The sequence below is a fragment of the Mesorhizobium sp. B2-4-12 genome (assembly GCF_006441575.1).
Lineage (GTDB): Bacteria > Pseudomonadota > Alphaproteobacteria > Rhizobiales > Rhizobiaceae > Mesorhizobium.
The window spans coordinates 57729-79424 of sequence record NZ_VFVC01000022.1 but is presented as its reverse complement, the minus strand read 5'-3'; the positions used below and the strand labels follow the sequence as shown (position 1 = coordinate 79424).

Annotated in this window: 17 protein-coding genes and 2 pseudogenes; 7 read left to right on the top strand and 12 right to left on the bottom strand. The window is 61.8% G+C overall.

What is annotated here, in order from left to right; all coding sequences use genetic code 11:
* Positions 1 to 2: 2 nt before the first annotated feature.
* The 7 genes and pseudogenes from FJ934_RS15215 to FJ934_RS15185 form a co-directional block, all read right to left on the bottom strand.
* Positions 3 to 260: an SDR family NAD(P)-dependent oxidoreductase gene (locus FJ934_RS15215; RefSeq protein WP_246671521.1), complete on the bottom strand. Its 258-nt coding sequence runs from the start codon at positions 258 to 260 to the stop codon at positions 3 to 5.
* Positions 261 to 295: 35 nt separating this feature from the next.
* The gene (locus FJ934_RS15210) at positions 296 to 1474 is read right to left on the bottom strand and encodes an alanine--glyoxylate aminotransferase family protein (RefSeq protein WP_140610414.1); all 1179 of its coding nucleotides are present in this window, start codon (positions 1472 to 1474) and stop codon (positions 296 to 298) included.
* Positions 1475 to 1498: 24 nt separating this feature from the next.
* Positions 1499 to 2094, bottom strand: a pseudogene (locus tag FJ934_RS15205) (N-acyl homoserine lactonase family protein); the annotation flags it as partial.
* Positions 2095 to 2149: 55 nt separating this feature from the next.
* On the bottom strand, positions 2150 to 3247 hold the full coding sequence (locus FJ934_RS15200) for a LacI family DNA-binding transcriptional regulator (protein WP_140610413.1): 1098 nt from the start codon (positions 3245 to 3247) through the stop codon (positions 2150 to 2152).
* Between the two features lie 112 nt (positions 3248 to 3359).
* The gene (locus tag FJ934_RS28675) at positions 3360 to 4889 is read right to left on the bottom strand and encodes an amino acid ABC transporter permease/ATP-binding protein (RefSeq protein ID WP_140610412.1); all 1530 of its coding nucleotides are present in this window, start codon (positions 4887 to 4889) and stop codon (positions 3360 to 3362) included.
* A gap of 80 nt (positions 4890 to 4969) precedes the next feature.
* Complete coding sequence (locus FJ934_RS15190) at positions 4970 to 5806, bottom strand: ABC transporter substrate-binding protein (RefSeq protein ID WP_140610411.1); 837 nt, start codon at positions 5804 to 5806, stop codon at positions 4970 to 4972.
* 158 nt (positions 5807 to 5964) lie between these two features.
* A complete protein-coding gene (locus tag FJ934_RS15185) occupies positions 5965 to 6828 on the bottom strand; it encodes a PfkB family carbohydrate kinase (RefSeq protein WP_140610410.1) in 864 nt (287 codons plus the stop codon).
* Positions 6829 to 6923: 95 nt separating this feature from the next.
* Here FJ934_RS15185 and FJ934_RS15180 point away from each other — a divergent pair, with 95 nt between their 5' ends.
* From FJ934_RS15180 to FJ934_RS28400, 5 genes and pseudogenes are all read left to right on the top strand, one after another.
* The gene (locus FJ934_RS15180; RefSeq protein ID WP_246671520.1) at positions 6924 to 7931 is read left to right on the top strand and encodes an SIS domain-containing protein; all 1008 of its coding nucleotides are present in this window, start codon (positions 6924 to 6926) and stop codon (positions 7929 to 7931) included.
* 62 nt (positions 7932 to 7993) lie between these two features.
* Positions 7994 to 9121: an FAD-binding oxidoreductase gene (locus FJ934_RS15175; protein WP_140610409.1), complete on the top strand. Its 1128-nt coding sequence runs from the start codon at positions 7994 to 7996 to the stop codon at positions 9119 to 9121.
* Between the two features lie 125 nt (positions 9122 to 9246).
* The gene (locus FJ934_RS15170; RefSeq protein ID WP_140610408.1) at positions 9247 to 10218 is read left to right on the top strand and encodes an SDR family oxidoreductase; all 972 of its coding nucleotides are present in this window, start codon (positions 9247 to 9249) and stop codon (positions 10216 to 10218) included.
* A 498-nt stretch (positions 10219 to 10716) separates the two neighbouring features.
* Positions 10717 to 10785: pseudogene (locus FJ934_RS28405) on the top strand (hypothetical protein); the annotation flags it as partial.
* A gap of 86 nt (positions 10786 to 10871) precedes the next feature.
* Positions 10872 to 11231: a polysaccharide deacetylase family protein gene (locus tag FJ934_RS28400; RefSeq protein WP_246671519.1), complete on the top strand. Its 360-nt coding sequence runs from the start codon at positions 10872 to 10874 to the stop codon at positions 11229 to 11231.
* 82 nt (positions 11232 to 11313) lie between these two features.
* Here FJ934_RS28400 and FJ934_RS15160 read toward each other — a convergent pair whose 3' ends face one another.
* Together FJ934_RS15160 and FJ934_RS15155 are read right to left on the bottom strand one after the other, a co-directional pair.
* The gene (locus FJ934_RS15160; protein ID WP_140610407.1) at positions 11314 to 11994 is read right to left on the bottom strand and encodes a redoxin domain-containing protein; all 681 of its coding nucleotides are present in this window, start codon (positions 11992 to 11994) and stop codon (positions 11314 to 11316) included.
* Positions 11995 to 12013: 19 nt separating this feature from the next.
* Complete coding sequence (locus FJ934_RS15155) at positions 12014 to 15313, bottom strand: adenylate/guanylate cyclase domain-containing protein (RefSeq protein WP_140610406.1); 3300 nt, start codon at positions 15311 to 15313, stop codon at positions 12014 to 12016.
* Positions 15314 to 15552: 239 nt separating this feature from the next.
* Here FJ934_RS15155 and FJ934_RS15150 point away from each other — a divergent pair, with 239 nt between their 5' ends.
* The gene (locus FJ934_RS15150; protein WP_140610405.1) at positions 15553 to 17325 is read left to right on the top strand and encodes an adenylate/guanylate cyclase domain-containing protein; all 1773 of its coding nucleotides are present in this window, start codon (positions 15553 to 15555) and stop codon (positions 17323 to 17325) included.
* Positions 17326 to 17334: 9 nt separating this feature from the next.
* On the opposite strand, the gene FJ934_RS15145 is transcribed toward FJ934_RS15150, so the two are convergent.
* Positions 17335 to 18738 (bottom strand): hypothetical protein, encoded by a 1404-nt coding sequence (locus FJ934_RS15145; RefSeq protein WP_140610404.1) that lies wholly within the window; start codon positions 18736 to 18738, stop codon positions 17335 to 17337.
* Between the two features lie 50 nt (positions 18739 to 18788).
* Positions 18789 to 19313: a GNAT family N-acetyltransferase gene (locus FJ934_RS15140; protein WP_140610403.1), complete on the bottom strand. Its 525-nt coding sequence runs from the start codon at positions 19311 to 19313 to the stop codon at positions 18789 to 18791.
* A 303-nt stretch (positions 19314 to 19616) separates the two neighbouring features.
* On the opposite strand from FJ934_RS15140, the gene FJ934_RS15135 reads away from it, so the two are divergent.
* Positions 19617 to 21032 carry an adenylate/guanylate cyclase domain-containing protein gene (locus FJ934_RS15135; RefSeq protein WP_140610402.1) on the top strand — a complete coding sequence of 472 codons (1416 nt, stop codon included), beginning with the start codon at positions 19617 to 19619 and terminating at the stop codon, positions 21030 to 21032.
* 21 nt (positions 21033 to 21053) lie between these two features.
* On the opposite strand, the gene FJ934_RS15130 is transcribed toward FJ934_RS15135, so the two are convergent.
* Positions 21054 to 21533 carry a class I SAM-dependent methyltransferase gene (locus FJ934_RS15130; protein WP_140610401.1) on the bottom strand — a complete coding sequence of 160 codons (480 nt, stop codon included), beginning with the start codon at positions 21531 to 21533 and terminating at the stop codon, positions 21054 to 21056.
* Positions 21534 to 21696: the final 163 nt, after the last annotated feature.

Sequence of the window (21696 nt, the reverse complement as noted above, 5' to 3'; positions counted from 1 at the left end):
ACCTAGCCCATATCGATGCCGCCGGTCAGCGCCTGTATCTCGGCAAACAGGGCCTTGACCGATCCGGGATCGGAAATGTCGGCGGCGATCGCCTTCGTCTTGCCGCCGATCGTGGCGGCCGCCGCCTTGGCGCCGTCTGCGTTGATGTCGCTGATGATGACGGTCGCGCCGTCGGCTGCCAGCCGCGCCGCGATCGCCTTGCCGATGCCTTGCGCGGCGCCCGTCACCAGGGCCGTCTTTCCCGCAAGCCGTTCAGTCATGAAATGTCTCCCTCAATGTGCAATCTGATTTGTGCTCAGGCGTCGGCGTCGATCACGGCCAGCGCCGCGTCGATGCCCTTGCCGACCGCAAGCTTCTGGCCGGCCGCGTTCATGGCGCCGCCCAGCGCCGTCAACGCCGCGATTGCATAGATCGGCTGCGCGGTCGGGCCCATATGGCCGATGCGCGTCAGCTTCCTCAGCGTTTCGCCGCGACCTGACGAAAACACCACGCCGTAGCGAGCGCGCGCGGCCTGGCGAAGCGCCTTCTCGTCGACGCCATCCGGTATCCGGACAGCGGTCGTGGTCGGCGACGCAATCTTGTCGTTGATCGCCCAGATCGACAGGCCCATGGCGGCGACGCCCGCGCGCATGGCCCTTGCCGTCAGCGTGTGGCGCGCCCACACGGCCTCCGGCCCCTCGTTGAGATAGAGGTCGAGCGCCACATCGAGCCCGTTGATTTGGGAGACCGATGGCGTGAACGGGAACGGCTTCTCGCGCGACCAGGCATTCTCCCAGTCGACGATGCTCAACATCGACGCGCGTGGTGCCAGGGGATTGGCCTTCATCTTGACCCAGGCGCGCTCGCTGATGCCCATCATCGTCAGGCCGGGAGGTGCTCCCAGGCATTTGTTCGGGCCGGTGACATAGATGTCGGCCTTGCAGTCCTCCGGATGCGTCTTCATGCCACCGAAGGACGAGACGGCGTCGACGATGAGATAACCACCATGCGCCGAAACCAGCGCGCCGATGGCGTCGATCGAATTGATGGTGCCCGATGGCGTGTCGTGATGGCAGACGGCAACGATCGTGATTTCCGGATGCGCCTTCAGCATGTCGGCGACCGCCTGCGGGTCGATCGCCTCGTTGTAGGGCACCTCGATCTCAAGCAGATGCGGCGAGTAGCGTTTTGCCCAATAGCCGAACCCCTTGCCGTAGACACCCGAGGCAAGGTTGAGCACGACGTCGTCGGGCGTGATCAGCGACGCTGCCGCCGCTTCCAGGCCCAGCACCGGCTCGCCATGCAGGATGACGGGCTTGTTCGACAGCCGCATCGCCTCTTGCGCCTTGTCGACCACCTTCTCGTAGAAGAGCTGGAATGCCGGGTCGTAATCGTAGAGCACCGTGCGGCTGAGGCCGCGCAGCACTTCCGCGTAGGCGTTCACCGGCCCCGTGGTCAGGGTGATGACCGGATCGGCGTGTTCGAGATAGCGCATGGTCTTGTCTCCGATTGACGGCGGTCAGCCGTAGAACTGCGTGCCGGTTTTGTAGATCTTGAAGTTGTCCATGTCGTGCGAATACATCAGCTCGGCGCCGTGATCCTCGGCCGGCTTCTTGACCTTGCGCATCGAATTGACGCCGGCGACCGGTCGATGTGGAAAGCCGCCTGGCACAGCGTCTCGAGGCATTTCTGGGTATAGGCGGCGTCGATGGTGAACATGATCGGCTTGCGCTGGGAAACTCGACCAGCAGGCTGTAATGGCCGATCGAATGGCCGGGCGTCGAGATCAGCTTGACGCCCTTAGCGAGTTCGACGTCGCCTTCGATCCCCTCGAAGGTGGCGCGCGTGTGCCCTCCAGCAGTTGCGCGGTCGCGCCACGCGCCTCCGCAGCTCCGCCGAGAAGCTCAGGTCGGAATAGCCGAGATGCTCGAAAGGCTGCGGATTGCAGGCCTCCGGCACCTCCGTGCGATGGCAGATCTTCTTGGCATGCGGAAAATACTTGTGGCCGCCGCAATGGTCGAAATGGAAATGCGAGTTGACGACGACGTCGATGTCCTTCGGCTCGAGCCCGAGCAGCGCCAGTGCGCCGGGGATGGCCCGGTGCTTTTCCTGGATTCCGGTCGAGGGCGCGGCGCACGAATTCACCATGCTCGTCGGACGCGAGGGCGGATTATGCGGTATAGACGGCGATCGAACTGCGCTCCACCAGACGGGCCGTCAAGATACGGTGCTCGAAAGGTATCATGGTCTCGGTCAGCCTCTTCAAGAGGAGTTCCGCGGCTGCCGCTCCAATCAGATGCGCCGGCTGCGCTATGGCGGTGATGCCTTGGGCCACGAACTGCATCCAGTCGAGATCGTCGAAGCAAAGCAACGATACGTCTCCCGGAATCGCAAGTTTCAGTGCGGAAGTCGCCTCCAAAACCCCAGTCGACATGACACCATCGGCGGTAAACAGGGCAGACGGGGCATTGCGCATCGTCAATAGGTCGAGCGCCTCCTTGCGGGCTGCCTCGCTCGAATAAACCGCCACGCGGCGGATCAATCGCAGATCCGGCTTGATGCCTGCGGCACGATGGGCTTCCAAATAACCCAATAGCCTTTGCCAGCTTGGATGATGATAGCGAACATCAGAGCTGGAGAGATCGGTGTTTGCCACAAAGGAGCCGACATCATCGCGCTGGCCGGGCCCGAGTTCCGCCAGTATGGCGATGCGGCCGTGGCCGGCCGCGAGCATCGTCGCGATGCCGCTGCGCGTTGCAGAAACGTTGTCGACCACGACTGAATCGGTTTCCAGACCCGCCGCGATGCGATCGAACTGCACGACGGGACAGCGGGCCGCGACGGCCTCCCGCAGATGATCCGGCTCGTCCACAAAGGTCGATGAGACGATTAGTCCGTCGACCTGCTTTTCCAACAGGAGCTGAACCGCCTCTCGTTCGAGTTCGGGATTTTCGTCACTGTTCGTAACGATGACACCGAAGCCGCCGCTACGCGCGACATCCCCTATTCCGCGCAGCACGCTGGCATAGAATGGGCTTTCGATGTCGCCGACCACAACCCCGATGGTCTGCGTCTTGCCGGTGATTAAACCTTTGGCCAGGCGGTTGGGGCGATAGCCCAGCGCGGCGGCGGCGGCGCGCACTTTCTCCTGAACTTCGGGGCTGCTGTAGCCGTAATCACCAAGTACGCGCCCTGCCGTGGCGGAACTCACCCCGGCCCGGCGAGCGACCTCGATGATGGTTGGGTTTTTTGATGATCTTGAAGTCACTCACCAAGCCTTGCCGCCCATGGGTGCATCGTGAAGAGACGAGCTAGCGGCAGCAGACCCTGTCCCGCAAGGTTGAAAACCACCTCACCCGAAGTTGCGCACATCATTGCAATCACAACACCTCAGACAGAAAGCGCCGAAGGCGTGGGCTCTGCGGATTGTCGAAAAGATCCTGCGGCCGCCCTGCTTCGACGATCCGGCCCTCATCCATGAACACAACCTGGTTCGCGACCTTGCGAGCGAAATTCATCTCGTGCGTGACCACGACCATGGTCATTCCCCTTTGCCCAAGGTCTGCCATCAAATTCAGAACGCCTTTCACCAGTTCCGGATCAAGGGCGCTGGTGACCTCATCGAAAAGCATGACTTCAGGTTCGAGCGCCAACGCCCGCGCAATAGCCACCCGCTGCTGTTGTCCGCCCGAAAGATTGGCCGGCCGGTGATCCTTGCGTTCCAGCAGCCCGACCTCCTGGAGTCGTTCCTGGGCCAAGCGGTCGGCCTTTTCGCGCGACACGCCTTTGACCTTGCGCAGTGCCAAAGTGATATTGGCGAGCGCGCTGCGGTCGGGAAACAGATTGAACTGCTGGAAAACCATGCCGACGCGCCGGCGAAGCTGGTCAGGCGTCGACCTATGAATGCTTTCGCCATCGAGCAGAATGTCGCCCGCGCGACATTCGACGAGCCGGTTCAGGCATCGCAGCAACGTTGATTTGCCCGACCCGGATGGCCCGATGAGGCAGGTGACAGTCCCTGGCTCTACTTTCAGACTGACGTCATGCAGGACCTGAAGGTTGCCATAGGCCATATCTATGTTTTTGACTTCAATGCCGCCGCCCTTGAAACGCGTCGTCGCCGCCGCGGACGACTTCGCAACGTCCGGCCTGCCCGCTTCGGCAAGCTCGGCGACTTCCTTGAGCCCGCTCTGCACAGCGACGATGCGCTTGCCGACGCGCATGCGCGCATCGATATAGTTGACAAGGTGGGTCAAAGGCACCGTGATCACCAGGTAGAATATGCCCGCCAGCAACAGCGGGGAGAGGTTGCCGGTTAGGACGGCCTGATCTTGCCCCACCCGGAACAGTTCGCGTTCCGAAGCGAGAAGCCCGAGGAAGTAGACAAGGCTGGAATCCTTGACGTTGCCGATGAACTGGTTGACCAGTGCCGGCAGCACGCGGCGGATGCCTTGCGGAATAACCACCAGCCTCATGCCTTGGCCATACGTCATGCCAAGAGTACGCGTGGCGTCGAGTTGCCCGCGTTCGACGCTCTGAATCCCTGAGCGAAAGATTTCTCCGATATAGGCCCCGGCAATCAGGCTGAGCGCCAGAATGCCCAAAGGATAAGGTGACGGACCGAACAAGTCGCGGCCCAGCCGGGCAAACCCTTGGCCAATGATCAGGATCGTAACGATGGCGGGCAGCCCGCGAAAGATGTCGGTATAAAATCGTGCAATGAGCTTCAGCGGCCAGCTTTCGGAGATCCCCATCACGGCGAGCACCATTCCGATCAGCGTGCCGAACAGGGTCGACGCGATCGCCAGGATCAAGGTGTTTTTCAGACCCACCATGATCATGTTGGGCAGGACGTCCACCATCGCCTGGAAGTCCAGGAAGCTGCGCGTGAATGTATCGAGCCAGCTCATATTCAATCCCACCAGAAATGCGGCCGGGCACATCGCTCACGAGCCCGGCCGAAAAGCATCGATGAAAGACGCCCTGCGGACTACTTCTTGGGCAGATACTGGTCCGGCATCGGGGTGCCTGGGAACCACTTTTCGTGCAGCCGTTTCCAGGTGCCGTCGTCCATGGCCGCATGCAGCGCCTTATTCAGCGCCTCGCGAAAGGTGTCATTGCCCTTTTTTACGACGAAGCCCGCCGGCGCATCGAAGGATGGCACGTTCATCGTTATCTTGAGGTTTTTATAGCGCTCGACATACTGCTTGGCCGACTCGTAGTCGGTGAAATGGCCATCGATCGTTCCGTTGTTGAGTGCAGCTACCGCGGTGTTGTTGTCGGGAAATTTGACGATGTCACCCTTCAGGTTCTTCTCGGCATAGATTTCCTGCAGTGTACCCTGGATCACGCCGATGCGCTTTCCGGCGGTGCTCTCATTGCTGGTCAGTGCCGGATCGGCCGAGATGATCGACAGGTAGCCAGCGAGGTAGCCGTCGCTGAAATCCACGGTCTTCTTGCGCTCCGCGGTCGTGCCGATGGCGGCAACGGCCACGTCGAAACGGCCGTTGGCAACGGAGGGCAGCAGCGCCGAGAATTCCTGGCCGGTGAAAACGACCTGCTCGTCCTTGAAACCGAGCCGGTGGGCCACGTCACGGAACAGTTCCGCGTCGAACCCCGTGAAATTGCCATTGGCGTCGGTGAAGACATAAGGTTTTGCATCGCCCATCGTCCCGACACTGATCGCCGAAGGATCAATGAGGTTGTAGGGATTGTCGGCCGCCTTTGACTGCGTTGACGCGACCAAAGTTCCAAATCCGGTCACCAGCGCAATGGTCGCGGCCAGACCACATTTGATCAGCCGACGCCTGCTCGAATTCGTTTGCATGTCTTCTCCTCTCATTGATAGCCGTACTCGGCCTGCGATCCCACTTGAGCTCTCATCCACGGACCGACGCTCTCAGGCGACGCCTGGTTTCATGATGAGAACGTTCTCACGTTAGCATCGGAAATTCTTTACGTCAATTGTCATGGAGAACCCGGCAACTACACCGTTCCGTCTTGTAGGCGCTGCGCTCGGAGCAGGATTTCGGACGTGACCACGCCTATATCGATCGCCGCCGCATGGCCGACCGCCCCGTAGTACTGGCATGTAGCCGCCGCTGCCTCGGCGGCTTGGCCGAGAATGTCCCGAGGTGCCTCTTGCTTAAGAAGGCCGAATAGCGTTCGGGCGATGAAGGTGTCGCCCGCGCCCAGCGTGTCGACCGGTTCGACCAGTCGCGCCGGGACGCGGCAGGAGACGGAGTGGCTGCGAAGCAGCGCACCGGCCCGACCACGCGTGACAAGGACCCATTTGGAACCACATGCAAGCAATTCGGATGCAATTGCGTCCGATTCCTTGTCATCGAGACCGTCACCCGACACCGAGGCCAGATAGCAGTAGCGTCCGATCGAATGGCGATGCTCCGGTTCCCGACGTGTCGAAAAATCATAAGAAACCAGCGATTTATTGGCAATCTCCGGTATCCATGCATCGAGCCCGCTAGACTGACCGATGTGGGTGGCCTGAAAGCCCGAGAGAAAATCGAGATCTTCTCGGTTCGGCGTGAACATCGACACGCCGAGATCGAAGGTCAGGAAAATCCGATCGGCATTGTGGTGACCTATGAGGCAGTAGGCGGTGGGCCCGTCGAGGCGGCGCAGCCGACTGACGTCGACGCGCTCCGATGACAGCGCGGTGTGGATCAGGTCCCCGGCGCGGTCTCCGCCGATCGCTCCGACATATGCCGTCTGCCCGCCGAAGCGGCTGATATTGACCGACACATTGAGGCAGTTGCCGCCAGGATACATCTCGCCCCGGGCAATATAGCAATCGACAACGTTATCGCCCATCGCGGCAATCTTGACCATGGCGGAACTTTCGGTTTATGAATATGAGAACGTTCACACAATGACTGCTGTTTGTCAATTGTGCGCCGGCCTCAAGCTTTCCGAACGAGACGAGGATGCTCATGATTTCCGCACTGCCCGCCGATGTAGAACGCGCCCTGGCCGCCACGGCGGGCAGGCGGTTTTCGCATCTATTTCTCGTGGCGTGCGGCGGCTCGCTCTCCATCATGATGGCAGGAAAATACTTCGTCGACCGTCACAGCGGCACGATGGCCTGCGACATCTACAATGCGGATGAGTTCGTCTGCCGTGATCCACGGCGCTTGGGACCCGATACGCTCGTTGTCCTTTGCTCGCAGACCGGAACCACTAGGGAAACGGTGCGTGCTGCCAATCATGCGCGGGATCGAGGCGCCACGACGATCGGCATGACACTCGACCAAACATCGCCGCTTGCTGGGGCGGTCGACCACCCGGTCGCCTACCAGGCTTCCTACACGACCGGCAAAACAATCGATTCAGCCTACAGCAACTACGGAGTGCTCTACATGGTGCTCGCTGGCCTGATCGACGATCGAGAGAATGCCGGACTGACCGCCGACCTGCTGATCAGCCTCGGCCATCTCCAGCCGGCGATCGATCGTGCGCACCGGATCTATGCCGACCGGTTTCAGGCCTTTGCACCCCGTTTCGCGCCGCGCAAGGCAATCTATACTCTCGCCAGCGGTGCCAGCTATGGCGCGGCCTATTCGTACGCAATCTGCGTCCTGATGGAGATGCAGTGGTACGATTCGCAGGCCATACATGCCAACGAGTTCTTCCACGGGCCTTTCGAGGTGGTGGACGAGGATGCAGGCTTCATTGTGATGTTGGGGCTGGACGAGACGCGGCGCCTCACTGAGCGCGCGCGCGACTTTCTTTTCCAATATGGCAGCCGTGAGAACATCCTGCTTGTGGACGCAACGGAACTCGACCTCATGGGCATGGCAGATCGGATCAAGCCCTATCTCGTGCCCCTGGTCTTCTTCGACACTCTATGGCGGTTTGCCTACAAGCTGGCCGATCTGCGCGACCGGCCGATGCTTGAGGGCCGGCGCTACATGAAGAAGCTGAAGGATTACTAGACCTACCGTTCTTCGCCCAATGTCGGCATTCCCATTCCTCTTCCGCGTAGAAGGAACTCTCCATGACCGCATCCTCAAAGCCGCGCCAGGTGATCGTCGTCGGCGCAGGCATCTTTGGTGTCTCCTCCGCTCTGCATCTTGCTCGTCTTGGCCTCGACGTGACGATCGTGAACGATGGTGCGCCGGCCAATGGGGCCTCGGGCCGTTCACTTTCCTGGCTGAACTCGGCGCGGCGCGCCGACACCGCCTATCATCGCTTGAGGCTCGCTGGCATCGACCGCTATCGCACGCTGGCTGCCACAAAGCCGGAAACGGCATCGTGGCTCCGCTTCGACGGCGGCCTGACTTGGGATGCGGACGAGAACACAAACCAGATCGTCTCGATCTGCCAACTGGAGCAGGATATCGGCTATGACGCCCTGTTGCTCAGCCCGGCGGAAGTTGCCGCCGTGACGCCCGGTGTGAATACCGGTGCGATCAGTCCACAGGGCGCGATCTTCAATCCTGGCGAGGGATGGGTCGACTTGCCCGCTCTGATCGATCGGCTGCTCAAGGAATTCCGCGCCAAGGGCGGCAAGCTTGTCGAGGATGCCGGACGCGTGCGGATTGATATTATGGGGGGCCGCGCTCGCGGCGTCGTCACCGCTGGTGGCGAGCCGCTAAAGGCAGATTCAGTGCTGCTTGCCGTTGGACCAGCCACTCCAGCCGCGCTCGCCGAGATTGGCGTTCATGTCCCCGACGCCACGCCGATTTCGCTGCTCCTGAAAACCCAACCGATCAAGACCGACCTTCGTGCCGTTCTGAACACGCCGCGGGTGGCGGTGCGGCCAACGCCCGATGGTGCGCTTGTTTTGGATTCGGCATGGTCGGAGGAAGAGGTCGTCGCCAACTCGGACGGCACCTACACCGTGCACGACAGGACCGTCCAGGGACTGCTCGACGAAGCCAGTGCAGTGCTCGACGGCAATCCGCGTCTCCAGCTCGCCGCCTACGCCGTCGGCCCGAAGCCTATCCCCCGCGACGGCGAGCCGGTGCTTGGAGAACTCGAGACCGTCCCTGGTCTCCACGTTGCCTTCAGCCACAGCGGCGCCACGCTCGGACTGATTGTCGGCGAGTTGCTCGCCCGCGAGATCGTCTCGGGCAATCCACACCCAATGCTCGCAACCTTCCGCGCCAGCCGTTTCAGCTAAACAGGTGACAAGGGAGCCGCAGCTCCGATGCGGCCGACAGCAGCGACCGATAAAGGAAATGATGCGAGCGGCGTAAACCTTTTTGTCTGACGGGAGTTGTTCGTTCTCCAGATCAGGAGACAGCCATGCGGATGAAATCGGAAATCGCCGGCGAGGCGGCCAAGCAGCGCCACATCCAGCGCAGCATCGATGCAAAGGACAAATCGAGACCCAAAGCCAAACAGCAAGGCGCCATGCAGGCAGGCGCGCGAAATTACCCCGAACCGCCCTTCCCCGAGCAGCACCAGCCAAAGCCTGGGCATGAGTGGGCGATCGAGCCCGCTCCGCTTTACGACGCGCCCTACTACCTCGGATCGAAAAAACTCGACGGCAAAGTCGCCTTGATCACAGGTGGCGATTCCGGCATCGGCCGTTCTGTAGCGGTTTTGTTTGCCCGAGAAGGCGCCGACATTGCGATCGTCTACCTGGCGGAGGACAAGGACGCCCAAGAGACAAAGGAGGCTGTCGAGAAGGAGGGCGCAAGCTGCATCCTGGTGAAGGCCGATGTCAGCAAGCGCGAACATTGCCAGAGGGCGGTGGCGGAGACGGTTGAAAAATTCGGGCGGATCGACGTGTTGGTCAATAATGCGGCTTTCCAGATTCACTCCCAGGATTTCAGCGAACTGACCGAAGAGCATTTCGACACCACGCTGAAGACCAATCTCTACGGCTATTTTCATATGGCTCAGGAGGCCGTGCCGCACATGAAACCCGGCTCGGCCATCATCAACACCGGCTCGGTCACGGGTATCGAGGGCTCGAAGGCGCTGGTCGACTATTCCATGACCAAGGGCGGCATCCATGCCTTTACGCGAGCGCTCTCCGGCAGCCTGATCGGCAAGGGTATACGAGTGAACGCCGTGGCGCCGGGTCCGGTATGGACGCCGCTCAATCCAGCGGACAAGGAAGCAGATGATGTGGCGAAGTTTGGCGCCGACACGCCGATGAAACGACCGGCGCAACCGGAAGAACTCGCGCCCGCCTATGTGTTCCTCGCCTCGCCGCACTGCTCGAGCTACATCACCGGCGAGATATTGCCGGTCGTCGGCGGATATTGACAGAGCGGCTGGTGTGGCGAAGACCAGATGATCCTCACCCGAGCGGTGAAGAAAGCGCGGGCGGAAATGCACGGGCGCATCGATCTCAGCTCTACGCCGTCGGACATGAGTGCTTGCCATTCCAGCCTGTCTTCAAGTCTTTCTTGCCTGCCTCCAATTCGCCCCGATCTTGACAGGGCTGTGCTGCCGTCCGATGCCGTCATCCGTTTTTAACATTCGCCGACTCTTGCCGAAAAAACGAAAGCTCGATGATCCAGGGCAATGCTACCGTAGGCGGTGTGGTACCGATGTTCCTGGCGGACGATGGGTCGACGAAGGAAATCGCCGGCTATGTGTCGGGACTCCTGTTCTACCTCCGAACCAGGCGCGGGTAAGACGGCGTGGCGCATCATCCCTTGGTTTCGATCGTGGTGGCTGCGCGCCAATGGCTTTCACGCGATCATGTCCGAGCAACTGGAATAGTTCATCGCCAACCGTCACCCTTTCGTTGGCCGTCCGGTGCTGATCACGTTCGATGACGGCTTCCAGAACTTTGCCGACCATGCCTGGCCGATCTTGCGCGGGAACGACCTGACCGCGGAAGTGTTCCTGGTGACGGATTTGGTGGGGGAAGTGCCAAGTGGGATGCCGACTGCGGTCCACCGACGCCGCTCATGGACGCCGGGACGGTGCGGCGCCTCGCCGGCGAAGGTGCGTTCTTCGGAGGCCATATGGCGACGCATCGCGCCATCGACGGTCTGTCGAGCTCCGACCTGGCCGCCGAACTTTTGCGCTCACGCATGTTCGTCGAGCGATGGACCGGCCGGCCAACGACGACGTTCGCGGCGCCTTTCTCTGTCACCGACCGGCGGCTTGGCCGGCTGGCCAGGGCGTGCGGCTATCGAACCGGCTTCGGCGGCAGGCACGGGCCGGCGGACCTCGATTGCGATCCAATCGACCTTCCCCGCATCGAGATTCGCGGCGACCGCTCGCTCGATGACTTTGTCGCCATTCTGGAGGCCGCACTCGAATGAGCCGTACAGTCCGGCTTGTCGAGGCCAACGTCTGAATTGCTTCAGCTTTGTTCAGGTCCCGCCGTTTACCGCGTTCACAAGTCTATTGGGCGACTTGGGACACCGCTGACATCAGCTCCCGCGGGCTTGGCGCCCCGAACATGTATCGCCCACCCTCTGGAACCTCCGTGAAGCTCCAGCGAACGATGCCCTGCCGGTCCAGCAGGAACTGACCGATCAGTTGTCCGTGTCCCGTTGCCATCATCTGCTCGTCGGCTTCGGTCACTTCGTAATGGTCCTTCTTGTCGAGGAATGAGCTGGCTGCAAAAGGATCCATTGGACCGGGCATCTCGCCTGGCATATCGACCCGCATAGCCATCGCCGTTGCCATCGAAACCTTGTAGGGCCAGCTCGTTTCGTCTTGGGTGAATTCGAGATTGGGCAGTCCAAAGGCACGATGTGAAGCGCGCTCAGGGTCGGAGGCCGCGAGCAGGTTCGGCATCGGGTGGTAGCGGAAATAGAGACGTGCCCGCTCGATGGGCGTGTTGACCACCGTCAGGCTCCCGACGCCCTTTTCACGCAGCTCCGGATCGAGCCGCGCCTGGGCGGCGATATGGCGCCGGCAAAACGCACAATGCAGACCTCGAAACAGGCCGACCAGCACGGGTTTTTGTCCGCGAAAGTCGTCCAGCGCGATCTTGCCTTCCTGGGTAATGGCGTCGAGTACAACATTCGGCGCACGGTCGCCCGGTTGAAGCGGCACCAAGTCACTCTGCGCGGACATTTGCAACCTCCAACCCCGGCTAGTCGAGAAAAGGCAGCACCACAAGCGCTTCCGGGTCGAGCCCGTGCTGGGCGCATATACCCTGCGCCAGGGAAAAGTAGCGTTCGGCCTCGATCAGATTGTCGAGGTCGAGATTAAGCGTTGCGAGGCCATCATAGCACGGAAACAGCAGTTGGGGGTCGCCCGTTTCGCGGGCTACGTCCAGTGCTTCGTGGAACAACCCAACCGCCAGCTCCGGGCGGCTGTTGCACTGGTGGATCTGCCCAAGCACGATCAACGGCACCGGCAGGTGCTCACGCTGGTCGAGCGCCCGGTCGATCTCGATGGCCTTCTCGGCAGCGGGCACGCCCTCCGTCGGACAGCGATCCGTGAAAGTACAACAAGCGACCGCCAGATTGGCGAGGAGGCGCGCCTGGAAACCCAAATCACCAATACGACGCGCCACTTCAAGACCGCGCCGACAGACCTCCATCGCCTGTGCCGGATCGATGGTCGTATAAAGCACGCCGAGATTGGTATAGCCGCGGCAGGCCGCGCCCGGCAGGCCGGCGGCTTCGGCCAATTCAATGCTACGCTCAACCTGACGCACGGCTTCATGGTTTCGCCCAAGGCGAGCCAACGCAACAGCCTTGGTATTGAGTGCCTCGGCGGTCACAAGAGTGGCATCGCGCCCTGCCTCGGAGACATGCTCCGTTGTCAGATCGCGTACGCAATCCAGCGCCGCGTCTGCCCATTTTGCCGCGAGAGCGTTATCTCCGCCACGGAACGCCTGTCGGCCACGTTCTTGCCAGAGATGCGCCTGCTCGACCGGGGCATCCGCCCCATCGAGGAGCGCTGCCGCTTCAGCATAGCGGGATTCTGCGTTGTCCCGCTTGCCGACGTCCCAGAGCAGCCGACCGATCTTACGCAAAACTCGTGCCGAAGCGATATGGTTGGCCGACTCGCGATATGCCTGCAACACCGTCTCGTAGTGGTGGTGCGCGATCTCGCGGCGGCCTAGCGGGCCGCTCAAATCGGCAATGCACTCTGCAATAGCCAGTTTGAGCGGTGCCTGCCCGGTCGTGCCCAGCGCAGTCAGCGCTCGCTCGTAGAAACGAAGGGCGTCGTCGTTGGCATATATCATGCGGGCGCGATCGCCCGCTGCCTGCAGGTAGTGCGCGCCCTTCTCCCGCTCGGCGCTCTGTGCGAAATGATGACCGAGCACGGTCAAATCCTCGAGCCGTTCCGGCTTGTCGCCGCAAAGTTGCTCCAAGGCAGCACCGACTCGCCCGTGGATGTCGGTCCGGCGTTGCAGGAGCAGATTCTGGTAAATCACGTCCTGCAGCAACGTTTGCGTAAAGCGGTAGCTTTGCGACGAGACCGAGCCTGATCCGGCAACTTCCTCAATGATTTCCGCATCGCAAAGCAGTTCGCAGCCGGTTTCCAGCTTGCCGGGGTCGGCGGTCACGGATCTCAGAAGTGTGGCATCGAAGCGCGGGCCGATTACCGCGGCTTCCTGGGCCAACCGGCGCACCTCTTGAGGCAGCCGGTCGACGCGAGCAAGCAACATTGCCTGGATAGTGGCGGGAATGCCGGTTGCGACTTCGCCTGCCACAGTCCGCCATTGCTGACCATCGCGCATCAGTACACCGCGATCGACAAGGCCGCGAACGATCTCCTCTACGAAAAGGGGGTTGCCGCCCGCGCGCTCGAGGATCTGGTCGAGAAGCCCGCCTGCGGAGTTTACCCAGCTCTCGCCGAAAAGCGCCGCCAGCAGGGTGCGTCCGTCATTGTTGTTGAGCGGCGAAAGCCTGAGCGCTGTGTGACTGACCCGACTTGAGTCGAGCTGGCCGTGGTCCGATGCCGGACGATGCGTGACCAGCAACATCAAGCGCGTACGTTCCAACCTGTCCATTACGAAACGTAGCGCCTCGAGCGACACGGCGTCGGCCCAGTGCAGGTCTTCGACGACAATCAACAGCGGCGACAACGCAAGCCGCCGTTCGATGATTGTGCGGACTGCGTAGAGAATTTGCCGCCGCAACTGCTCTGGCTCGACATGCTGCAAGGTGGCATCGGGGTCGCCAAGGCCAAGCACATGGTAGAGCAAAGGCATCAGCCGCTTCGCCTCCTCGCCCTGCAGGCCGAGATCGCCAAGCAAGCCTGCGAGCTTGCCGCGCATTTCGTCCCCACTGTCGTTTTGCATCATCCCGGCAGCGCTGCGCACCACTGCGCCCAAAGCGCCAAATGATTGTTCGCCCAGCGGTGAGCATGTGACCCGCCGTACGGCGACGCTGCGAAAACGATCCTCGTCGCCGACGCGGGCCACGAACTCCTGCACCAGCCGCGATTTCCCGATACCGGCTTCTCCGACGAGGCGGACAAGTTGGGCCGAGCCGCCACACGCCTGGTCGAGGCTCGCCAGCATTCTATCGAGCTCCGCACCACGACCTATCATCGGCGCACTGAGGCCGAGCGCCTCGAGCCCACGTGCTGCACGCGGCGCCGCAAGCGGTGCATCCAGTCGATGGACGAGCACGCTGCCAGCCTTGCCGCGAAACACGACATCACCCAGCGACTCGTAAGAGAAAGCATGCCGGGTCAACCTGTGAGTGAGCTCGCCTACCAGCACCTCACCCGGTGCGGCCAGCGATTGCAGTCGTTGCGCCGTATTCACGGTGTCGCCGGTCACCGAGTAGGATTTGGCGGTGCCGATGCCCAATCCGCCGGTGACGACCGGACCCGTGTTTATGCCGATGTGGAGCAACAGAGGCGAGCCGGAGTGAGGGGCGCTTTCGCCGAGCCGCGCCGTCCGGGCGATCATGTCGAGAGCGGCGCGAAGCGCACGTTCGGGATCGTCCTCATGCGCGACCGGTGCACCGAACAAAGCGAGCAGTGCATCGCCGATGAATTTGTCGACGAAACCACCAAAGTTTCGCACGGCCGCCGTCAATTCCTTGAACAATTCGTTCTGCAGCGTTTGCATGACCTCGGGGTCGAGCTGCTCACTGAGTGTCGTGAAGCCGCAAAGGTCGGCGAACAGCACCGTCACCGTCCGGCGATCGGCGTCGGAGACAGGATGCAGCCCTTCTTCGCTTTCGATGTTCGAAAGCAGCGACGGGGTTCGAGAAGGCGGCACAATGGTCCGGCTTGGTGTCGGGCCAGGCCGTTCGACGGCTTTTGCGTGCGCACCAACGCTTGCCCCACATTTCGGACAGAACTCGAAATCAGGCGCACAGGGATAGCCGCAACTGGCGCATGGCACGGGCTGGCGCCTGCCACACCTCGGACAGAAGGCGTAACCGCCCTCAATCTCGAAACCGCAGCCCGAACAGTCCATGGAACAGACCTCGCTAGGGGCCGTGACGGCATGATCTCGCTGCGTACACACCGCCACGGTCTCACAAGGATGAACCGATCGCCGTCGGCCGGCAAGCGGCAGCGCAAATGGGCATCGAACGATCCGTGTGGATCCGGCAACGGAGCGCTGCGCATCGGGCGGCTGCGTGGCCGCCGTTTTTGCGAAAGTTCCCTCCTGCCTCCGTGTTCCTGCTATCGTGGAGATGAGGAAACGGACCCATGAACGAGAATCGTAGGCTAGTCGCAATCCTGGCTGCGGATGTGGTCGGATACAGCAGACTCGCAAGCGCGGACGAAGATCGTACGTTGGCGAGGCTGCGGACACTGCGTAGCGACCTGATCGATCCGACTATCGCCGTGCACAACGGGCGCGTCATCAAGCGCACAGGCGATGGGGCGCTGGTCGAGTTTCGCAGCGTGGTAGACGCCGTGCGCTGTGCCGTCGAGGTGCAGAACGGCATGGTCGAGCGCAATGCCGGCGTGTCGCAGGACCGCCGTATCGAGTTCCGGATCGGCATCCATCTGGGTGACGTCGTCGAGGAAAGCGACGGCGATCTGATGGGCGACGGCGTCAACATCGCCTCGCGCCTGGAGGGCGTCGCGGCGCCGGGCGCCATTTGCCTGTCAGAAGATGCCTATCGCCAGGTCAAGGCGAGGCTCGATCTCTCCGTCAACGATCTCGGCGACACCAAGCTCAAGAACATCGCCGAGCCCATCCGGGTCTATTCGCTGCAGGTCGGCACCGCCGGGGCCAAGGTGCCCGCGACTTCGGATACCGCGGCGGTCCGGCCTGCGGCGGCAGCGCCGCCGAAGCTGTCGATCGCCGTCCTGCCGTTCGCCAACATGAGCGGCGACGCCGAGCAGGATTACTTCGCCGACGGTATCTCGGAAGATATCATTACGGCGCTGTCGAAGCTGTCGCAGCTGTTCGTCGTAGCCCGCAATTCGTCGTTCACCTTCAAGGGCCAGAACGTCCATGTGCAGGAGGTGGGCACGAAGCTCGGCGTCCGGCACGTGCTGGAGGGCAGCGTACGCAAGTCGGGCAACAGGGTGCGCATCACCGCGCAGCTCATCGATGCAACCTCGGGCGGCCATCTTTGGGCGGAGCGGTTCGATCGCGACCTGACCGATATCTTCGCAGTGCAGGATGACGTGACGCAGCACATCGTCGGCGCGCTCGCGGTCAATTTGGCGGATGGCGACCGGCAGCGGCTGGCGCCCGAGCACACCCACAATGTGGAGGCTTATGATTGTTTCCTGCGAGGCCGGGAGCTGTGGCACCGGCTGACGAAGGAAACGAATATTGCCGCCCGTGACGTTCTGAAACGTGCCGTGGAACTGGACCCGAATTTCGCTTCGGCGCACGCCTTTCTGGCTCTCACTCATGGGCTCGACTATTTGAACAGGTGGAGTGCCTCGCCGCCGAGATCGATGGAGCAAGCTGCCGAGATTGCGACGCGGGCCGTAGCAGTGGATGATGGCGACCCCTTGGCACATTGGGCGCTCGGTCTGGTCTACCTTTACACACGTCGGCACGACGGAGCCATCAGCGAGGCTGAGCGCGCGATAGTCCTCAATCCGAACTTCGCCGAAGCGCACGTAAGCCTGGGCGAGGCGCTCCACTATTCGGGTAGATCCGAGGAGGCGCTACAGTGGTTCGAGCGCGGCGCGGCCTTGAACCCCTATTTTCCGGACGTGCTCCTGCATTTCCAGGCGTTGGCATGGTTTCAGCTGGAAAAGTACGAAACGGCCGTCGACTTGTTGCAGCAGCGGTTGAGCCGCAATCCCATCAGCGACGTCTCGCGCGCGCTTCTAGCCGCCAGCTACGGCCATCTGGGCCGTTTCGACGAGGCCCGTGCGGCATGGCAGGAGGTACTCCGCGTCAATCCCGACTATTCGCTGGAATACCGCCGCAAGATCTTGCCCTACAAGAACCCTGCCGATTTCGAGCTCGTGGTGGACGGGCTGCGCAAGGCCGGAATCGTGCAGTGACCGGCGAGGTCATGTCCGGATGAGGCCTTGAGGCTCAGGTATCACTGCCCGGCCGACCTTGCGCCATCGGGGGTTTTCGCGAACCAGTTTAAGGTCGTCGGTCGTCTCGGCGAATGTCCGCAAACGGTATTGCCGGAGCAGGTCCGGGAAGAGCGCCCCTTCCGGCAGGCCGGCAAGCTGCTCGCGGACCGAGATCTTTTCATCGATGACCCCCATGCCCCAGGCATTTTCCCGAACCTGCAGTTCCGCAGCCAGATCGCGCTCTTCCGGCGCGTTTTCATCCAGCACGGCCAGCAGGATCGAGTGGAAAAGCGCTACATAACCAATCTGTCTCAGGCCGCCCACAACCCGCACGCGCGGCAATATGGCAAGAACGAGGAACATCAGGAACAAGTTCGGCAGCAGCACGCCGTCCAGCAGCGCCTGCCTGAGATGCGGCCGCTCGAACGGGATGCAAAGGCCATTCGGCCTGTCAGGCTCGACCAGTCTCCCGTTGTCGAGGACGAGCTTGCGCACGCGCTCCTCGCGGATGCCCCAGAAATAGTCCGTCGCATTGGGCAGGAATCTGCCAAACGGGCTCGATGCGGCCTCTTGCAAGGCATGGTCGAGACGCTGGCGTCTTGCGGGCTCGATGAGCAGCCTGGAAAGAAGGTTGCCGTCGGATTCCAGATGCCGCGCCATGGCAGCGCCGGCGAGCCGATCGTTGATGAAAACCGGCAGGGCCATGCCAGAACGGTCCCAATTGGCGAACAGATCCTCGTTGAGGGCTGTCAGTGCATCGGCGGCGGTTCCAAACACCTTGTCCTGACTGGCAAGCAGTGTGCCCAGCCAGCGGCTGGCATCCGTTTCATCGCCCACCGCTTCGAGCCCGCGCTTGTTGAGGGAGACGGGACCGGCCACGCAGGCGCTTTTGCGGCACAGTTTGTGGCGCCCCATGCCAAACAGGTTGACCTTGGCGTCGCCGACATCGAGCCATCCCGGCCCCTCCCGGCCAATCGTCTCCATGGTCATCGTCGTTCCCATGAAGCCGACAAACGCGGACAGTCCGTTTTCGACCGCGCCGAGCCAGGCAAGCAGCAGGGCATCGAAGGTGATCCGGTCCATCAGAAGCAGGCAATGCAGGCCGGACTGAATCACCGGTCTGTGCTCGAACTCTTCGAGGACCTTGCCGGCCTCCTCAGGTTGCATGACCGCACCGAGGCGCTGATGCAGGACTTCACGCAGGATCGAGCGGGCAGCGATCGCCGGGCCGGATGCAGGCCTTGCCACCGGCCGCCACAGATGGCGGGCATAGTCGGAAACCGGTGCATTCCAGTTCAGCTCGATGTCACGCACGACTTCCGGGCAGAGCAGCGACAGCACAGCCAGAATTTCCGCCGGAGGCGTAAGGGTTCGGTCAAAGGCGGCGGTCATTGGTCCCGTCTAGCCGCTTGTGGTGCAAACGCCAAGGGAAACAGCGAGGCCTAGAACCGCAGCCGGGCCATGCTCAGGAGGTCGTGGTACTGCCCGTCGGTAAAACCGGCCTTCACATGCCGACCTTCGACCTCGAAGCCGTGGCTTGTGTAGAGACGGATAGCCGGTTCGTTGTCGGCATAGACGGCCAATTCGATCCGCTTCAGGGCCCTCCAGTTGTCGGCCACGTCAAGCAGCGCGCCAAGTATGGCAGAGCCGATGCCCTTGCCGACAAAGGCATCGTCGAGGCCGATATTGATCTCGCCGATATGCGAACGGCGCGGCGAACCCTGCACGACCAAGCTGCCATGGCCGACGACCTTGCCGTCCAACTCCGCAACGATCCAGGTGGTTTCCTGGCCGGACTTGGCGATGCGCCGCTCCATCTGCTCCACCCTCTCGAAGGGCATCCTGAACGTGCCCCAGCGGAAGCCCGGCATGTTGAAGATGGCGCAAAGCGCCTCCGCATCGCTTGGCCGGACGGATCGGAGCAGCGGCTCGATTTTCTCGGAGGATGGCGAGGTCGTGCTGGTCATGGCGTTCCGGCAAAGGCAATCGGCCCGCCACGATGTACCGGACTTCACCTGAAAATCCAGCCGTCTCTGCAATCCATGATGCCGATTGCGCCAAGATACCGTTAGATGGCGTAGAGTTTGAAGACGCCGCTGATGCAGTGTGGTGCCGCTTGTGGCCAGTGAAATCCGCCGCACGGAATTGAACTGTCACCAAGCTTATCTATTCGAATGGCGGTACGGTCCATTTCGAAGTAAAATGGAACACTCGGACCAAAGGGCGGTCTGGTCAACACGCCTTGGGGCGCATTTTCCGGAGCCTGCACCATGAACGAAGCTCAGGATCTGTTTTCGCTTCTGCGGCAATCGACCGATGTCGATCCGAGGGCAATCGACGCGATTGAGCGAACCATCGCCGAGGCAGGAGACCGCGAACTTTGCCGCATCAATGCGCCAGCCTTCGCCAGCAAGCATGGCCTCGACGAGGAGCGCGCCATAAGCGCCTTTCTGCATGCGGCGCGGGTGGGCATCTTCGACATTTCCTGGAACGTCCTGTGCCCCGGCTGCGGCGGCGTGCTCGACACCAACGCCACGCTGAAGACCCTGCAGAAGGACGAATACACCTGCACGCTGTGTTCCGAGGGATATTCGCCGACGCTCGACGAGATGGTCGAGGTGACATTCACCGTCAGTCCCCGCATACGCAGGATTGCCGCCCACAACCCACACGAGCTGCCGTTGATGGAATATTTCCGCCAGATCTACTGGGCGTCCGGCGTCGATCTGCCGGATGAGGATTTCGCGAAAAAGATGGAAGAGATCTCACTGGAGGATATCGAGCTTGCGCCCGGTGAAAAGGCGGTTCTGCCGGTACAGCTGCCGCCCGAATTCGTAATCGTCTTCGAGCCGGTCACCCATTCAGTGCAGTTCATCGACGGGAAGGGTGAACCAACAAAGGAGCGCCGCAGCCTTTCTTTGGTCTTCGACCGCGATCATGTCCAGAGCCAGACGCTGGAGATGCAACCCGGCCCGTTGCGCATTTCGCTGGAAAACAGGACCGACACCCGCGTGCTGCCGACGGTCTTCATCGCCGGCAAGGCATTGCATGATTTGCTCGGCAAACGCCGGCCCTTCCTCACCGCCAAGCGCCTGCTCACCAACCAGACGTTCCGCGATCTCTACCGCGCGGACACGCTCGACATCGACCAGCGCCTGAAGATCACCAGCCTGACCTTCCTGTTCACCGACCTGCGCGGATCGACCGCGCTTTACGAGCGGGTGGGCGATCTTTCGGCCTTCGATCTGGTGCGCGAGCATTTCCAGGTTCTGCACGAGATCGTCGCGGCCGAGGCAGGCGCGGTGGTGAAGACGATCGGTGATGCGGTGATGGCGACCTTCGCGACGCCTGATCGTGCGATTGCCGCGGCCCTCAGGATTCGCGAAGCCATGCGTGGGCTCAACGAAAAGAGCGGGCGCGAGGACCTGCTGCTCAAGATCGGAGTCCATGCCGGTCCCTGCATCGCCGTGTCCATGAACGAGCGACAGGACTATTTCGGCCAGACGGTCAACATAGCCTCACGGGTGCAGAACCTTGCCAATGCACAGGCGATCTTCGCCACTCGTGCGGTGGTCGACGACACTCTCACCGCCGATCTGTTGCACAGAAACGCGCTGACGCCCGTGCCCCACGAGGTCTCGCTGCGCGGTATTGAGCGAGAAATAGCGATATACACGATCCCCTGAGGGCTTGGGTCGCCTCGGTCCTTACACGCGCCTGCAGATAAAATACCGATCGGCCGGCACCGAAGGCGGCGGCATGAGGCGTTGCAACAGCGGGTGATCGAGCGGCGTGCCGCTGACCGCGATGCCGCCGACGCGAAGCAGGCGTGCGGTCAGATCGGGAAGCCAGGTAGCGGTCACCGCATCGCGATCTTGATAGCCGGTGCCGATGTCGGCATGGACAAGAGCGGCGTCAATGCCAATGAACCTGCCCGCCGTCTCACGTATTTCGCCGAGCACGAGGTTTTCAGCTTCGGGAATTGAACTGGAGTGCGCGGCTAGCGCGCGGTCGAACGCCACGATCCGGCGTCCGGGCAGGCGCTCGCGCAGGTGGTGGTACGTCCGGCCATTGCCCAAGCCGAGTTCGAGCACGGGACCCTCGATCTTGGCCACCTCCGCGCAGACCTGATCGAGAATGTCGCGCTGTGCGGTCATCCTGCGGATGAAACTCTCGAGGCGACTCATATGCGTTAGTGTGTCCTGAACCAGCTCAAAAAATCGGCAATGCCCGCGACCGGAACGGTTCGCGGGTGAAAGCCGGGCGCGACGTATTAAACCCGGATCGAGCCTCGCCGCATATAGAGGCGAACGACGAACACTGCAATGAACCGAACAGGCTGCCTACAAG

Bases quoted from the DNA above. Each gene is read 5' to 3' on its own strand.
- FJ934_RS28400 (WP_246671519.1), top strand. From the start codon at position 10,872: ATGGACGCCGGGACGGTGCGGCGCCTCGCCGGCGAAGGTGCGTTCTTC.
- FJ934_RS15145 (WP_140610404.1), bottom strand. From the start codon at position 18,738: ATGACCGCCGCCTTTGACCGAACCCTTACGCCTCCGGCGGAAATTCTG.
- FJ934_RS15135 (WP_140610402.1), top strand. From the start codon at position 19,617: ATGAACGAAGCTCAGGATCTGTTTTCGCTTCTGCGGCAATCGACCGAT.
- FJ934_RS15190 (WP_140610411.1), bottom strand. From the start codon at position 5,806: ATGCAAACGAATTCGAGCAGGCGTCGGCTGATCAAATGTGGTCTGGCC.
- FJ934_RS15140 (WP_140610403.1), bottom strand. From the start codon at position 19,313: ATGACCAGCACGACCTCGCCATCCTCCGAGAAAATCGAGCCGCTGCTC.
- FJ934_RS15215 (WP_246671521.1), bottom strand. From the start codon at position 260: ATGACTGAACGGCTTGCGGGAAAGACGGCCCTGGTGACGGGCGCCGCG.
- FJ934_RS15130 (WP_140610401.1), bottom strand. From the start codon at position 21,533: ATGAGTCGCCTCGAGAGTTTCATCCGCAGGATGACCGCACAGCGCGAC.
- FJ934_RS15170 (WP_140610408.1), top strand. From the start codon at position 9,247: ATGCGGATGAAATCGGAAATCGCCGGCGAGGCGGCCAAGCAGCGCCAC.
- FJ934_RS28675 (WP_140610412.1), bottom strand. From the start codon at position 4,889: ATGAGCTGGCTCGATACATTCACGCGCAGCTTCCTGGACTTCCAGGCG.
- FJ934_RS15210 (WP_140610414.1), bottom strand. From the start codon at position 1,474: ATGCGCTATCTCGAACACGCCGATCCGGTCATCACCCTGACCACGGGG.
- FJ934_RS15155 (WP_140610406.1), bottom strand. From the start codon at position 15,313: ATGGACTGTTCGGGCTGCGGTTTCGAGATTGAGGGCGGTTACGCCTTC.
- FJ934_RS15160 (WP_140610407.1), bottom strand. From the start codon at position 11,994: ATGTCCGCGCAGAGTGACTTGGTGCCGCTTCAACCGGGCGACCGTGCG.
- FJ934_RS15185 (WP_140610410.1), bottom strand. From the start codon at position 6,828: ATGGTCAAGATTGCCGCGATGGGCGATAACGTTGTCGATTGCTATATT.
- FJ934_RS15175 (WP_140610409.1), top strand. From the start codon at position 7,994: ATGACCGCATCCTCAAAGCCGCGCCAGGTGATCGTCGTCGGCGCAGGC.
- FJ934_RS15180 (WP_246671520.1), top strand. From the start codon at position 6,924: ATGCTCATGATTTCCGCACTGCCCGCCGATGTAGAACGCGCCCTGGCC.
- FJ934_RS15150 (WP_140610405.1), top strand. From the start codon at position 15,553: ATGAACGAGAATCGTAGGCTAGTCGCAATCCTGGCTGCGGATGTGGTC.